General features: G+C 59.0%; 12 protein-coding genes. 5 read left to right on the top strand and 7 right to left on the bottom strand.

The features are described 5' to 3' along the window. Positions 1 to 51 precede the first annotated feature (51 nt). Complete coding sequence (gene aegA / locus GNG27_RS16790; protein WP_156264323.1) at positions 52 to 2013, bottom strand: formate-dependent uric acid utilization protein AegA; 1962 nt, start codon at positions 2011 to 2013, stop codon at positions 52 to 54. A 218-nt stretch (positions 2014 to 2231) separates the two neighbouring features. Between aegA and narQ the strand changes: the two genes are divergently transcribed. Both narQ and acrD read left to right on the top strand, forming a co-directional pair. Next, positions 2232 to 3926: a nitrate/nitrite two-component system sensor histidine kinase NarQ gene (gene narQ / locus GNG27_RS16795; protein ID WP_156264324.1), complete on the top strand. Its 1695-nt coding sequence runs from the start codon at positions 2232 to 2234 to the stop codon at positions 3924 to 3926. Between the two features lie 200 nt (positions 3927 to 4126). Beyond that, positions 4127 to 7240 (top strand): multidrug efflux RND transporter permease AcrD, encoded by a 3114-nt coding sequence (gene acrD / locus GNG27_RS16800; RefSeq protein ID WP_156264325.1) that lies wholly within the window; start codon positions 4127 to 4129, stop codon positions 7238 to 7240. A gap of 107 nt (positions 7241 to 7347) precedes the next feature. On the opposite strand, the gene ypfM is transcribed toward acrD, so the two are convergent. Continuing rightward, positions 7348 to 7407: a protein YpfM gene (gene ypfM, locus GNG27_RS16805; RefSeq protein ID WP_015572204.1), complete on the bottom strand. Its 60-nt coding sequence runs from the start codon at positions 7405 to 7407 to the stop codon at positions 7348 to 7350. Between the two features lie 388 nt (positions 7408 to 7795). Here ypfM and GNG27_RS16810 point away from each other — a divergent pair, with 388 nt between their 5' ends. The 3 genes from GNG27_RS16810 to GNG27_RS16820 are packed head-to-tail and all read left to right on the top strand — an operon-like array spanning position 7796 to position 9506. Further along, complete coding sequence (locus tag GNG27_RS16810; RefSeq protein WP_156264326.1) at positions 7796 to 8152, top strand: ArsC family reductase; 357 nt, start codon at positions 7796 to 7798, stop codon at positions 8150 to 8152. Positions 8153 to 8155: 3 nt separating this feature from the next. Beyond that, positions 8156 to 9283: a succinyl-diaminopimelate desuccinylase gene (gene dapE / locus GNG27_RS16815; RefSeq protein ID WP_156264327.1), complete on the top strand. Its 1128-nt coding sequence runs from the start codon at positions 8156 to 8158 to the stop codon at positions 9281 to 9283. Between the two features lie 25 nt (positions 9284 to 9308). Beyond that, positions 9309 to 9506, top strand: a complete 198-nt coding sequence (locus GNG27_RS16820) for a YpfN family protein (RefSeq protein ID WP_095453344.1) — start codon at positions 9309 to 9311, stop codon at positions 9504 to 9506. Between the two features lie 37 nt (positions 9507 to 9543). Here the strand turns inward: GNG27_RS16820 and ypfH are convergent, their stop codons facing one another. The 5 genes from ypfH to bamC all read right to left on the bottom strand — a co-directional run bounded on the left by ypfH (position 9544) and on the right by bamC (position 15174). Beyond that, complete coding sequence (gene ypfH, locus GNG27_RS16825; protein ID WP_156264328.1) at positions 9544 to 10239, bottom strand: esterase; 696 nt, start codon at positions 10237 to 10239, stop codon at positions 9544 to 9546. A gap of 73 nt (positions 10240 to 10312) precedes the next feature. Then, complete coding sequence (locus tag GNG27_RS16830) at positions 10313 to 12313, bottom strand: tRNA(Met) cytidine acetyltransferase TmcA (protein ID WP_304599207.1); 2001 nt, start codon at positions 12311 to 12313, stop codon at positions 10313 to 10315. Between the two features lie 15 nt (positions 12314 to 12328). Then, the gene (locus GNG27_RS16835; protein WP_142486661.1) at positions 12329 to 13195 is read right to left on the bottom strand and encodes a neutral zinc metallopeptidase; all 867 of its coding nucleotides are present in this window, start codon (positions 13193 to 13195) and stop codon (positions 12329 to 12331) included. A gap of 122 nt (positions 13196 to 13317) precedes the next feature. Next, positions 13318 to 14031 (bottom strand): phosphoribosylaminoimidazolesuccinocarboxamide synthase, encoded by a 714-nt coding sequence (purC, locus tag GNG27_RS16840; protein ID WP_142486662.1) that lies wholly within the window; start codon positions 14029 to 14031, stop codon positions 13318 to 13320. 108 nt (positions 14032 to 14139) lie between these two features. Then, on the bottom strand, positions 14140 to 15174 hold the full coding sequence (gene bamC, locus GNG27_RS16845) for an outer membrane protein assembly factor BamC (RefSeq protein WP_142486663.1): 1035 nt from the start codon (positions 15172 to 15174) through the stop codon (positions 14140 to 14142). Positions 15175 to 15188 lie beyond the last annotated feature (14 nt).

Raw genomic sequence — 15188 nt, forward strand, 5'->3', positions numbered from 1 at the left:
GCGTCATGCTGGTCATACTACGCTGAGAAGCCCGCGTTGTCGTCCGTCAGGTTAATGCGGGGCGGGTGCCTCGACCCCAAGCCAGTCGGCGATGCCCTGGGCGGCATGCCGCCCTTCCGCCATTGCCGTGACCACCAGATCGGCGCCGCGCACCGCGTCGCCACCGGCAAAGATCTGCGGGTTGCTGGTCTGATAGCGGTAGCGCGTCTCGACGCTGGCGGCGATCCGCCCCCAGTCATCCACCTCGACCCCCTGCGCCTGTAGCCAGGGCATGGCATGCGGGTTGAAGCCAAAGGCCATGATCACCGCATCGGCAGGCATGACAAACTCGCTACCCTCGACAGGCACCGGACGGCGGCGGCCCTGGGCATCAGGCTCGCCCAGCCGGGTGCGCAGGAAGCGAATGCCGTTAACTCGCCCGGTCTCGTCGAGGGTCAGCTCCACCGGCTGCACGTTAAACTCAAAGGCGGCCCCCTCTTCCCGGGCGTTTTTGACCTCTTTTTTCGAGCCCGGCATGTTGGCTTCATCCCGGCGGTAGGCGCAGGTGACGCTGGCGGCCCCGTGACGCAGCGCGGTGCGCACGCAGTCCATCGCCGTATCGCCGCCGCCCAGCACCACCACGTTCAGCCCGGCGGTATCGACAAAGGGCTCCTCTACCGACGGGGCCAGCCCCATCAGCTGCCGGGTGTTGCCCACCAGGAACGGCAGGGCATCGTAGACCCCGGGCGCATCCTCATGGGGAATACCCGCCTTCATCGAACGGTAAGTGCCCACGCCAACAAACAGAGCATCGTATTCGCTAAGCAGCTGCGCCAGCGGGAGATCTTTACCCACCTCGCAGTTCAGCTCGAAGCGGATGCCCATCGCCGTGAAGATCTCCCGACGGCGGGCCAGCAGCGATTTATCCAGCTTAAAGGCCGGAATGCCGAAGGTAAGCAGGCCGCCGATCTCCGGGTGGCGGTCAAAGACCGTGACGCTAACGCCGCGGCGGATTAACGCATCGGCGCAGGCCAGCCCGGCGGGCCCGGCCCCGATGATGGCGACCTGCTTATTGACGGGCGTGACCTGGCTCAGATCGGGCCGCCAGCCTTTGGCCAGCGCCTGGTCGGAGATATAGCGTTCGATGTTGCCGATGGTCACCGACCCGGCAACGTCGCGCACCGTGCAGGCCCCTTCGCACAGTTTATCCTGGGGACAGACCCGGCCGGTTATCTCCGGCAGGCAGTTGGTCTGATGAGATAACTCCACCGCAGCGTCGATATCCCCGGCCTTGACGCACTCAATCCACTGGGGAATGTGGTTGTGCAGCGGGCAGGTCCATTCGCATACCGAATGTTCCCCGCAGGTCAGGCAGCGGTCGGCTTCACGCTGCGCCTGCGCCGGACGGAACGGCAGATAGATTTCGTCGAAATTACCTGCCCGCGCCTCGGGGGAGAGTTTATCCGGCTCGCCGCGCGCGGCCAGGGCATACATCCGCTCGCGCTTGCCGATCGTCCGGGGAGTCACCGCCGCCCCGGTCTGCCACGGCTGCGCCTCATGGCGCGCCGTGCGCACCTGCCGCGTACGGGTCAGCTGATTCAGGGTATCGGGCGTGACCCTTGATAAGGCATCCGCCGGGCAGTTCGCCACGCAGGCTGGCCCCTCGGGGCGATCCAGGCAGAGATCGCACTTCTGCGCGGTGGCCGACTGCGCCCCGGTGACCACCTCCATAGTGCCAAACGGGCAAGCCACCACGCAGGCTTTACAGCCGATACACTTCTGCTCATCAACCTGCACGCTGTCGCGCATCCGACTGATGGCGCCATTCGGGCAGCTTTGTAGACAGGGGGCGTTTTCACAGTGGTGGCAGGTAACAGCGCTGTGCTTATTGCCCTCTTTCACCACGGTGATACGGGGGGTAAAATGGCGCGCGCTGAGGGCATGCTGTTCATTATGATGCGCCATGACGCACGCCACTTCGCAGGCTCGACATCCAATGCATAACTGGCTATTAGCCATAATAAAATGATTCATCACGGTTCCCCTGCTGGCCCAAATAACCTTATTCTTTGTATGAAAAATGTATTTACCCACCGCAACGGGTTGAGGCAATGTTCAATTGCCCAGGAACGCGAACTATTTCGCCTGAACCTGTGTCAGATCAATTAATTTCATTCCTGATGAAATTACGTTTCATTCCCCCTACGGAAACGTTGTTCAGGTCTGTTTCGTATTAGCTCAGGACGCGATTTGTGATAGTTAAACAACCGGTTTCACGCAGCCTTGCCCGGGCCTTTTTCGCCATCATTGCCCTGTCGCTGCTGACAAGCGCCATTGCGCTGTTTACCCTCGCCAGCAGCCAGCGCGACGCCGAAGCGATCAACCTGGCGGGGTCATTGCGGATGCAGAGCTATCGCCTGGGTTACGATATACAACGGGGCAGCGCCGATCTGCTGCCTCATCGACAGGCCTGGCAGCAAACGCTGAATGCCCCCGCCCTGCTCACCCTGAAAAGCTGGTACGTGCCGGATGAGGTTCAACAGCGTTATCACCTGCTGCAGCTGGCGTGGCAGGGTGTTAACGAGAAACTCGATCAGGGTGATTACGCCTGGTATCAGAACCATATGGATGAGTATGTGGCGCGTATCGATGCCTTTGTCCTCTCCCTGCAGCATTACGCCGAACATAAAATCCAGCTGGTGTTCGCCATCTCCTTTGCCGGCGCGATCGGCATCATTCTGCTGGCGCTCAGCACGCTGCGGCGGATCCGCCAGCAGGTGGTCGCCCCGCTCAATCGTCTGGTCGCCTCCAGCCTGCACATCGAACAGGGCCGGTTTGATACCCCGGTGCCGGATACCGATCTGCCGAACGAGCTTGGCCTGCTTTCCCGCACCTTTAACCATATGGCCGCCGAGCTGCACACCCTGTACCGCTCTCTGGAAATTTCGGTTGAAGAGAAGACGCACCATCTGCACGAGGCCCACCAGCAGCTGGAGATGCTGTTTACCTGCTCACAGGAGATGAACACCAGCAAGATCGACAGCCACTGCTTCCGTCATATCCTGCAGACCGTGCGCGAATACACCGGGATCGCCTGGCTGGCGCTGCATACCAGCGACGGCTGGAAAATGCAGGAGGGCGAGGCCGCCGAGCACCTGGAGACGCAGGTGCTGCCGGTCATTATGCTGGAGACCCGGTTCGGTGAGCTACGCTGGCAAAGCGAGCAGCGCGCCGTGCCGATCCCGCTGATGAAAAGCGTCGCCACCATGCTCGGGCGCGGCCTCTTTTCCAACCAGGCGCAAAAGCACTACCACCAGCTGCTGCTGATGGAGGAGCGCGCCACCATCGCCCGCGAGCTGCACGACTCGCTGGCGCAGGTGCTGTCGTATCTGCGCATTCAGTTGACGCTGCTTAAACATGCGGTGCCGGAGGAAAACGAGGCAGCGCAGGCGATCATTACCGATTTCTCCCGGGCGCTGAATGCCGCATACCGCCAGCTGCGCGAGCTGCTTACCACCTTCCGCCTGACGCTGAACCAGGCCAACCTGCCCGCTGCGCTACAGGAGACGCTGGAGGATCTCCAGAAGCAGACCGGCGCAACACTGCGCCTCGACTGCCAGCTCTCCTCCCTGGCGCTGGACGCCCAGATGCAGGTCCACCTGCTGCAAATTGTGCGCGAGGCGGTGCTAAACGCCATCAAGCACGCCCAGGCCAGCGACATTGAGGTCAGTTGCGTTACCGCCCCGGACGGTAGCCATAGGGTGAACATTTGCGACAACGGTATCGGGATTGGCGACGCCAGCGAGCCGCCGGGTCACTACGGTCTGAACATCATGCGCGAGCGCGCCGACAGGCTGGGGGGCACCCTGCACTTCTCGCAGCCGCCCGGCGGAGGGACGCAGGTCAGCGTCTGTTTCCGCTCGTCAGCCGCTACCGAGGGTAAATAACGGTAAAAACGGGGGGAATGTCACCAGTCAGCCATGCGGATAGACAATACTCACCGCTTCACAACGGGCAACGACGCGAATAAAGCGCATGATAATTTACATTATCTCCTTTATTTCTCCACGTTTGGCATCCGCCTTGCCGCTAGAGTTATGCGGGCAATGTACAATGACGACGCGCAGCAAAACGAGGTCTTATTTTAATGGCGAATTTTTTCATCGATCGCCCCATTTTTGCCTGGGTGCTGGCAATTTTGTTGTGCCTGACCGGCACGCTGGCCATTTTTTCCCTTCCTGTTGAACAGTACCCGGATCTGGCCCCGCCTAACGTGCGGATCACGGCTAACTATCCGGGGGCATCCGCGCAAACTCTGGAGAACACCGTCACCCAGGTGATCGAGCAGAACATGACCGGCCTCGACAACCTGATGTACATGTCTTCCCAGAGCAGCGCCACCGGGCAGGCGACGGTCACGCTGAGCTTTACCGCGGGCGCTGACCCGGATGAAGCGGTGCAGCAGGTGCAAAACCAGCTGCAGTCCGCGCTGCGTAAGCTGCCGCAGGCGGTGCAGAATCAGGGCGTGACGGTGCGTAAAACCGGCGATACCAACATTCTGACCATCGCCTTTGTCTCCAATGACGGATCGATGGATAAGCAGGATATCGCTGACTATGTCGCCAGTAATATTCAGGATCCGCTCAGCCGCATCAACGGCGTGGGGGATATCGACGCCTACGGCTCACAATACTCGATGCGCATCTGGCTCGACCCGGCGAAGCTGAACAGTTTTCAGATGACGGCGAAAGATGTTACCGACGCCATCGAATCACAAAATGCGCAGATTGCGGTCGGCCAGCTGGGCGGTACGCCGTCCATTGATAAGCAGGCGCTGAACGCCACCATTAACTCCCAGTCGCTGTTGCAGACCCCGGAGCAGTTCCGCGATATCACACTGCGCGTCAACCAGGATGGTTCGGAAGTGCGGCTGGGCGATGTCGCCACCGTCGAAATGGGTGCCGAGAAGTACGATTACCTGAGCCGCTTTAACGGCAAAGCGGCCTCCGGCCTGGGGGTAAAGCTGGCCTCCGGCGCCAACGAAATGGCCACGGCAGAACTGGTCATTAACCGCCTCGACGAGCTGTCGCACTATTTCCCTCACGGCCTCGAGTACAAAATCGCCTATGAAACCACCTCCTTCGTGAAGGCCTCGATTGAAGATGTGGTGAAAACCCTGCTGGAAGCCATCGCTTTGGTGTTCCTGGTGATGTACCTGTTCCTGCAAAATTTCCGCGCCACGCTGATCCCGACCATCGCCGTGCCGGTGGTACTGATGGGCACCTTTACGGTGCTCTACGCCTTTGGCTATAGCATCAACACCCTCACCATGTTTGCCATGGTGCTGGCGATAGGCCTGCTGGTGGATGACGCCATCGTGGTGGTGGAGAACGTCGAGCGTATCATGAGCGAAGAGGGGCTTTCCCCGCGCGAAGCGACGCGAAAATCGATGAAACAGATCCAGGGGGCGCTGGTAGGTATTGCCATGGTGCTGTCGGCGGTATTCGTGCCGATGGCCTTCTTTGGCGGCACCACCGGCGCGATCTATCGTCAGTTCTCGATCACCATCGTCTCAGCCATGGTGCTGTCGGTACTGGTGGCGATGATCCTCACCCCGGCCCTCTGCGCCACTCTGCTTAAACCGCTGCATAAGGGCGAACAGCACGGCCAGAAAGGGTTCTTTGGCTGGTTCAACCGCATGTTTAACCGCAACGCCGCGCGCTATGAGGCGGGCGTCGGGCGGATCCTGCACCGCAGCCTGCGCTGGGTGCTGATTTACGTCCTTCTGCTGGGCGGTATGGTGTTCCTGTTCCTGCGTCTGCCGACCTCGTTCCTGCCCCTTGAAGACCGGGGCATGTTTATCACCTCGGTGCAGTTGCCCAGCGGCTCTACCCAGCAGCAGACCCTGAAGGTGGTTCAGCAGGTGGAGTCCTACTTCTTCAACAAAGAGAAAGACAACGTGCTGTCGGTCTTTGCTACCGTGGGCTCTGGCCCTGGCGGGAACGGGCAGAACGTGGCGCGTATGTTCGTGCGCCTGAAAGACTGGGATGAGCGCGATGCCAAAACCGGCAGTTCGTTCGCCATCATCGAGCGCGCCACCAAAGCCTTCAGCCACATCAAAGAGGCGCGGGTCTTCGCCAGCAGCCCACCGGCCATCAGCGGGCTCGGCAGTTCGGCAGGTTTTGATATGGAGCTGCAGGATCACGCCGGAGCCGGGCATGTGGCGCTGATGGCCGCCCGCGACCGACTGCTGGAGCTGGCCGGGGAGGATCCTTCCCTCACGCGCGTGCGCCACAACGGTCTGGACGACAGCCCGCAGCTGCAGATTGATATTGACCAGCGTAAGGCGCAGGCGCTGGGCGTGGACATTGACGATATCAATGACACCCTGCAAACCGCCTGGGGCTCGAGCTACGTGAACGACTTTATGGATCGGGGCCGCGTGAAAAAGGTCTACGTGCAGGCGGCAGCCAAATACCGCATGCTGCCGGACGATATCAACATGTGGTACGTGCGCAACAAAGACGGCGGCATGGTGCCCTTCTCGGCCTTCGCCACTTCGCGCTGGGAAACCGGTTCTCCGCGTATGGAACGCTACAACGGCTATTCAGCGGTAGAGATTGTCGGTGAGGCCGCGCCGGGGGTCAGTACCGGCACCGCCATGGACGTGATGAAAAATCTGGTGCAGCAGCTGCCTGCCGGGTTTGGCCTTGAGTGGACCGCGATGTCCTATCAGGAACGCCTCTCCGGTGCCCAGGCGCCGGCGCTCTATGCGTTGTCGCTGCTGGTGGTGTTCCTCTGTCTGGCCGCCCTGTATGAGAGCTGGTCAGTGCCGTTCTCCGTCATGCTGGTGGTGCCGCTGGGGGTAATCGGTGCCCTTCTCGCCACCTGGATGCGCGGGCTGGAGAATGACGTCTACTTCCAGGTCGGGCTGTTAACGGTCATTGGCCTCTCCGCGAAGAACGCCATTCTCATCGTCGAGTTTGCTAATGAGATGAATGAGAAAGGCCAGGAGCTGATGGCTGCGACCCTTGACGCCTGTCGCCAGCGCCTGCGTCCGATCCTCATGACCTCGCTGGCGTTTGTCTTCGGCGTGCTGCCGATGGCCACCAGCTCTGGGGCGGGATCGAGCAGCCAGCACGCGGTGGGAACCGGGGTAATGGGCGGGATGATCTCCGCCACCATCCTCGCCATTTACTTTGTTCCGCTGTTCTTTGTGCTGGTCCGCCGACGTTTCCCGCTAAAGGAAAAACAGAAATAAGATATTGAAAATGAAAAAGGCGTCCTTACCGGCCGCCTTTTTTATGTGTTTATTTTCACATTATTGTTATTTAGCTAATTAAGTGCTCTTGCAGTTCTTCCTGAATGTCATTTACGAAGCATGCCTTCGATAAAATCTTTCCAGTTCCCCAGTTCACGTTCAATCATAACTACCTCTCTTATTATTATGGCCATTCTACGAGAATATATCATCATTGTGAAGACTTTTTAATCAGTGATACTGCTCTACCCCCGTTGGTACGACTGGCTTGTAGATAATATGGGTCCAGTCCGATAAATTTTATGTGACCAACTGCAATATTTTGAAATAACCTTAATTAACGACGAAAAAATTAATTAGCGGCTGTTCTTACACGACTTTTTAGCACCTGGACTTCTATGCGATAAAGGTGAAATAATATTCATGCGCTGTACATTATTTATACCACCCCTCAATATAAAATTAAGTAATAAAACAAATGTGTTATATTTTCGCAATCGCTTAAACATCGAAAATACTGAGCAATCGCTCCCTGTTAAGACAAAAGGATTCACCATGATTACCCTTTACGGCATCAAAAATTGCGACACCATCAAAAAGGCCCGCCGTTGGCTGGAGGCAAACAACGTCGATTACCGTTTTCACGACTATCGCGCCGACGGTCTTGATGCGGATTTAATGCAAAAATTCATCGCGGAACTGGGCTGGGAAGCCCTGCTGAACACCCGCGGTACCACCTGGCGCAAACTGGATGAGAGCCTGCGCGCCAGCATCGACAATGCCGACAGCGCCGCCGCCTTAATGGTTGAAATGCCAGCAATCATCAAACGCCCATTGCTCTGGGCGCCCGGTAAGCCTATGCTGCTGGGTTTCAACGAAAACCAATACCAAACCTATTTTATTGAGGTGTAGTCTATGTCATGCCCGGTCATTGAGCTGACTCAGCAGCTTATTCGCCGCCCCTCCCTGAGCCCGGACGATGCGGGTTGTCAGGCGCTGATGATCGAACGCCTGCGGGCGATTGGTTTTACCGTCGAACCTATGGATTTTGGCGATACGCAAAATTTCTGGGCCTGGCGTGGTCAGGGCGAAACGCTGGCGTTTGCCGGACATACTGATGTGGTGCCAGCCGGTGACGCTGACCGCTGGATCAATCCTCCTTTCGAACCGACGATCCGCGACGGCATGCTGTTTGGTCGCGGCGCGGCGGACATGAAAGGTTCTCTGGCAGCGATGGTGGTTGCCGCCGAACGTTTCGTGGCGCAATACCCGAATCATAAAGGCCGTCTGGCGTTTTTGATCACCTCTGATGAAGAGGCCAGTGCCAAAAACGGCACCGTGAAGGTGGTAGAAACGCTGATGGCGCGTAACGAACGCCTGGATTACTGCCTGGTGGGTGAACCGTCCAGCACCGAAGTGGTGGGTGACGTGGTCAAGAATGGCCGTCGCGGCTCCATGACCTGTAATCTCACTATTCACGGCGTTCAGGGCCACGTAGCCTATCCGCATCTGGCCGATAACCCGGTGCACCGCGCCGCCTCGATGCTCAACGAGCTGGTGGGTATCGAGTGGGACAAGGGTAACGACTATTTCCCGCCAACCAGTATGCAGATTGCCAATATCCAGGCCGGCACCGGCAGCAACAACGTCATCCCCGGCGATCTGTTTGTGCAGTTTAACTTCCGCTTCAGCACCGAGCTGACGGACGAGATGATTAAAGCCCGCGTCGCGGCACTGCTGGAGAAACACCAGCTGCGCTATAGCGTGGACTGGTGGATCTCCGGTCAGCCGTTCCTCACCGGGCGCGGTAAGCTGGTGGATGCGGTGGTTAACGCTATCGCGCACTATAATGAAATTAAACCGCAACTGCTGACCACGGGCGGCACATCCGACGGACGTTTTATTGCCCGTATGGGTGCGCAGGTGGTGGAACTTGGGCCGGTAAATGCCACGATTCATAAAATCAATGAATGCGTGAATGCCGCTGATTTGCAGCTGCTGGCCCGTATGTATCAACGAATCATGGAGCAGCTCGTCGCCTGACGGTTGCCCCAAGAAGGATAAGCGAATGGACTGGCTGGCTAAATATTGGTGGATCCTGGTACTGGTTTTTCTGGTAGGCGTGCTGCTGAACGTGATCAAGGATCTCAAGCGCGTTGACCACAAGAAATTCCTCGCCAACAAACCTGACCTCCCTCCGCATCGTGACTTTAACGACAAGTGGGACGACGAAGACGACTGGCCGAAAAAGGACCAGAAGAAGTAACGCTTTTACCCTCTCCTTGCGGGGAGAGGGTTATCCCTCAGAAAAACTCGACAATACCGTCGTCGTTCGGCTTGCCGCCGCTGAGCGCTTCATCGAAATAGTGTTTCGGCACGGTAAAACGCAGATGGTCCAGCGCGAACTGGATGCTGCGGTCGTCAATGGCGTGTCCCAGATCGTCGACAATATCCAGCGTCACATCGCCGCCCGCGCGGATCAGCGCCTCCTGACCGGCAACCGCATGAGACAGCTCAATTACGCGATCTTCTCCGCCGTGGATAAGATGGATAGTGGTCTCGGTGGTCGCCCGCTCGGGCAGGGTCGCATAGCGGCCATTGAATGCAATCACCCGGGAGGCTAATCCCGCCTCGGCCTTCACGCTCTCCAGCGCCATGATCGCGCCCTGAGAAAAACCGAGCAGCGCGGTGGCATTTGCCCCGACACCGCTTTGCTGCTGCCAGTAACGCACCGTGTCAACAAAGGTCGGCATGATCGCATCCACACGCTCCTGACGGTTCTCTTCGGTCACGCCCTGCACCGAAAACCACTGACGGCCATTCGGACCGCACGGCTCAACGCCGCCCACGCTCACCACCAGGGCATCGGGAAACAGAGGCGCAAACCAGCTGCCAATCTGCGCCATATTAGCCGGGTTATCGCCGACGCCATGAAACAGCAGCAACAGCTGTTTAGCCGGGCGATCGGGGCTCTGGACAACAAAATGGTCATGTTTCATGGCAGTCTCCTTGATTGATAAGCGGGATTCTACGCCTGACAGGCAGAATGAACATGCCGGTTTACTGATGAAGTCATTGAAAAAATTGCCATTGCAAAACGCGGTGCTTCAGCCTCTGACAACGTTCGTTGTCCAGCTGCGTCAGCGCCTGGCCCGTCTCGGTACGCAGATGGCTCAGCAAGGCTTTGCGCCCGCTAAGACACAACGCGCGGCTCAGGGCGCTATCGTCCAGCCCCTGCTCAATCCTGCCCCGCAGTCCTGCCAGCGGCAGCTCCGTCGCCTGCAGCAGCCGCGTCAGGCTGGCCATCGCCGCAGGAAGGGGGCGATGCGCAAAGGCAAACCCGCCCAGATCCAGCCAGTCATCATCATTAAGGGTAGCCTCACCTGCTGGCACTACCGGGATCTTTTCACCGTTCCAGCGTTCAACGATCGGCGCATCACGACAGAGCCGCTGATGCTCGCGCTGGCACAGCGCCTGCCCCGCCGCGCTGAGGGGCAGGATCGCCATCGCCGTGTAGCAGCCGCTGCTGGCCTCGCGGTGGCTTCCCATGCGCACCAGCACAAAGCCACAGCGCTGCCAGAAGCGCCAGAGCTCTTCGGTGTAGCCGAAGCTGACGGAAAGGTAGTCGATGTTCACCTGCTGGCTGGCAGCGGCAACCAGCGCCCGACCAATGCCTTCGCGCTGGCGGGCAGGATGGACGGCAACGCGCGTCACTCGTCGGGCGGTAAGGGTGGCGGCCTGCGGTGAGCCGCCGTGGGCCGCCAGCGACTGCGCCACCAGATTGCCGCGTGGGCGGCGATAGCCCGCCCACACCGCCTGGCTGAGCGCCGGGCTCAGACCGCCCTCCTCCACCAGCCACAGCGCGCCGCAGACGCGCTCGCCGGCCCGGGCAACGGAAAAATGCTGCCCGGAAGCGTCCATCATGCGCCGCAGATCAAGGGGTGAGGTCCGGTAGTGAGCGGCGCAGAGCAATTTATAGACCGCCGCCGGCAGTTCAGGATCGCGGCTCCAGGCCTCCTGCTCCAGCGGCGTACACACGATCTCCCCCTGCGGGAGGCTGTCGTCGGGCGCATCATCAAACAGCAGCACCTCTGCGATAATGCGCTCCAGCGGACAGCCCGCCGCCCAGCGCACCGGTTCGCTGAGGGTAAAGTATCGCAGCCCGCTAAAACGGGCGCAGAATTTCAGCAGAAATCCCCTGCCGGTGCCCTCATACCCCTGCACGGTGGTGGTCAGCAGCACCCGGGGGAAGCGCGTCACCAACCGCGCCAGCAGCGGGCCGGGGATCGCCGCCGCCTCATCGACGATCAGCCAGTCGGCGCGCTGGTCAGAGGCCAGCAGCGCGTCAGGAGCCATAAAGTGATAGCGGTCACCCCCGAAGCGGGCGATAACCTCCGTCGCCGCTCTGGCGGGGGCCGTCACAATGGCATGACCGGTAATGCGTTGCAGCAGCATGCCCGCCAGCGCCGACTTTCCGCGTCCGCGCGCTGCGGTCACGGCGGCCACCCCTTCTGGCATCGTTGTCAGATAATGGAGAATCCCGGCCTGCTCGCGCTGCGGCTCACCGCTGGCCGGGTGCCAGTCGGGGGCATATGCATTGTGCAGATGAGGAAAAGGTGCGCCCTGCTGCCAGCATATAACCTGCGGATCGCGCGAAACGTGGCGGCAAAAATGTTCGATAAAGCGTGGCGTGGGGATCGGGTCTGGGCTGTCGCTCCAGCGCAGCGAATCCTGGTCGGCTTTCTCCGGCCAATGTTCCAGGGCTGGCGTAAGTAATACCAGCAGGCTTCCGGCACGCAGCGTGCCGCCTACGGCCGCAAAGGCCGAGACGTCGAAGCCGTGACGGGCATCGAAGATGACATGGAGAAACTCGCGGCCCAGCAGCTGCTTCAGCGCCTGGGGCGAACATGAGGGGAGCTGTGGGGCATCGTCGCCTACCCACAGCCAGTCGCCAGGATAATCCCCCTTCAGCAGCAGCGCCTGCTGCTGTGTCCACGCCTCGTCACCGCTCAGCACCAGCAATCGCCGGTGCCCTTTTCGCGCCAGTTGTTCAGGCAATCCTGATAAATTCATCCCTGACATTAAGAATTACATGGCCTTACCGAAGGTGTTGCATTGTGCCGGATCGCCGCCGTCAAAACCTTTTTTGAACCAGCTATAGCGCTGTTCCGAGGTTCCATGTGTGAAGCTGTCCGGTACGACGTGCCCCTGGCTTTGCTGTTGCAAACGGTCATCGCCAATGGCGTGGGCGGCGTTGAGGGCCTCTTCCAGATCGCCTGCTTCCAGCACGCCCTCCTGCTGCATATTGTGGCCCCAGACGCCGGCAAAACAGTCGGCCTGTAACTCCATACGCACCGACAGCGCATTAACCTCTTTCTCGCTGGCGTTCTGCTGCAGCTGACGGACTTTAGGCTCGATGCCAAGCAGTTTCTGTACGTGGTGGCCCACTTCATGGGCGATAACGTAGCCCTGAGCAAAGTCGCCATCAGCGCCCAGCTTGCGTTTCATGTCATCGTAGAAGGAGAGATCGATATAGACGGTCGAATCTGCAGGACAGTAGAACGGTCCCATTACCGACTGCCCGGTCCCGCAGCCGGTACGCGTGGCGCCGCGGTACATCACCAGCTTCGGCTGTTGGTAGGTCCGGCCCATTTTATCAAACAGCTGGCCCCAGGTATCTTCCGTGGTGGCGAGGATCACTGAGGTAAATTTCGCCGCTTCATCTTCATTCGGGCTGATGGAGCGCGGCGACTGATACTGCTGCTGCTGCATCGGTTGCCCGGTCAGCAATCCGCTCAGGTCGACGCCGTAGTAGCCGGCCACCACCACTACCAGCAGAATAATGATGCCGCCCTTGCCTCCCGGCAGGCGAAATCCCGGGCCGCCCATCGATGGGCCCCCGCTACTGCGTCTGTCATCCACATTGTCACTTTCACGACGCCCTTGCCAGCGCATAACCACCTCGAAAATATCATCTTGATAATAAGTATGATCGTAGGCGGTTCGGGGCAAGATTACCACTGCAAACAGGGGTGAGATGCCAGAGGAACAGAGGTTCCCCTGGCGGTAAGGCGGGATTAATCGAGTTTGACGCCCAGACGGTGGGCTACGGCTTCGTACGCTTCGATCAGACCGCCCAGGCTTTGGCGGAAGCGGTCTTTGTCCATTTTATCCAGCGTCTCTTTGTCCCACAGGCGGCTGCCGTCCGGGGAGAATTCATCACCCAGAACCACCTCACCTTTAAACAATCCGAATTCCAGTTTGAAGTCGACCAGGATCAGGCCCGCGTCATCAAACAGCTTCTTCAGCACGTCGTTGGCTTTAAAGGTCAGCTCCTGCATACGCGCCAGGTTCTCTTTGCTTACCCAGCCAAAGGTTTCGCAGTAAGATTCGTTGACCATCGGATCGTGCATGGCGTCGTTTTTCAGGAACAGGTCGAACAGCGGCGGGTTGAGCTCTATGCCCTCTTCAATACCCAGACGCTTCACCAGGGAGCCTGCGGCGCGGTTACGGACGACACATTCCACCGGCACCATATCCAGCTTTTTCACCAGACATTCGGTATCGGACAGCAACGCTTCCATCTGCGTCGGGATACCCGCTTCTTCCAGCTTGCTCATAATGAAGTGGTTGAACTTGTTGTTCACCATCCCTTTACGATCAAACTGTTCAATGCGCGCGCCATCTCCTGCTGACGTATCATTGCGGAACTCGAGCACCAACAGATCCGGGTTTTCCGTGCTGTATACGGTTTTCGCTTTGCCACGATACAACTCAGCTTGCTTCTGCATCTTCATTACTCCTGGTGTGATGATTTGTGTTCAAAACTGGAGATATTATGCCACGCACACGTTTGCGTAGCACTAAAATAAAAAGGGCTGGATTAACCAGCCCTCTTTTTATTTGCTGAATGCTGCCTGGAAGACAGCCACCAGCGCATCGTTCTGCGACTGGGTCAGGGTGTGACCTTTCGGATCGATAAACTGCAGGCTGCTACGGTTGTCCAGGTCGCCGACCTGAAGTTTGTAGTCGCCGGAAGCCAGACCCGGGTCGCGTGCGCCCAGCTCTTCCCAGCTGCTGTCAGACAGCGGCTTGTAGGTCACCGCCATGCTGCCGGTTGAGCGGGTGCTGTCGGTCACTTTCATGCCGACGCGCTCAAGCGTTGCAGGCAGACGCTGCCAGACCTGGTTGAACGGACCACGTACGACAAGCATTGGCAGACCGGTATCGTCGGCAGCGCTCTGCACGTCGAAGGTTGCGCCATTGCGGCTCTGGGCAGCATTGGCAGCGTCGGTTGCGTTTTTGTCGAGGCCCGCAGCGATGGTGTTAAGCATCTCGGTGCTGTAGCGCTGCAAGGACGCGGCATCTGAGACTGGCTTGCCCGCCTGCTCCAGGTTCAGCAGCTTAACCACGACCGCCTGCTGGTAACCCTGAGGTTTAACAGAGACTTGATAACGTCCACGGTACTGTTGATCTTCATCCAGACGGGTCCATTCGATCCAGTCTGTCGACAGCGTCTGGCTGGCGTCGTCGCGTTGCGTGATTGTGTAGTTCTTCGACTGAATCACGCTGACAACCTGCGGCCACAGCGTGGCATTACGCGCGCTCTCAACCTGCAGCGTCGCGGTATCGCCGGTGAACTGAGTACGCGCCCCGCTCACCAGCGCCAGAGGCTGTGCTGGTGGACGGATATCAAGCGCTTTGCCTACCGCGCCGCTCCCGTTGGTGACCGGAATATTGTAGTCGCCATTCTGAATCGGCAGGATCATGCCAGCGGGCGCATGAAGTTCAGCAAGCGGCGCAGCATCCAGATAGGATTCGTCACCGCTCACCTGGCGCTTGTAGCGTGAATCTGAGCTACAGGCCGCGAGCAGCATAACAAGCGAAACACCCGCAACCTTCACCAGGCGCGACTTCTGTACTGAGTAAGCCATCAAATCTCCCTAAA

It is taken from the genome of Leclercia sp. 119287 (assembly GCF_009734485.1).
Classification (GTDB): Bacteria; Pseudomonadota; Gammaproteobacteria; order Enterobacterales; family Enterobacteriaceae; genus Enterobacter; species Enterobacter adecarboxylatus_C.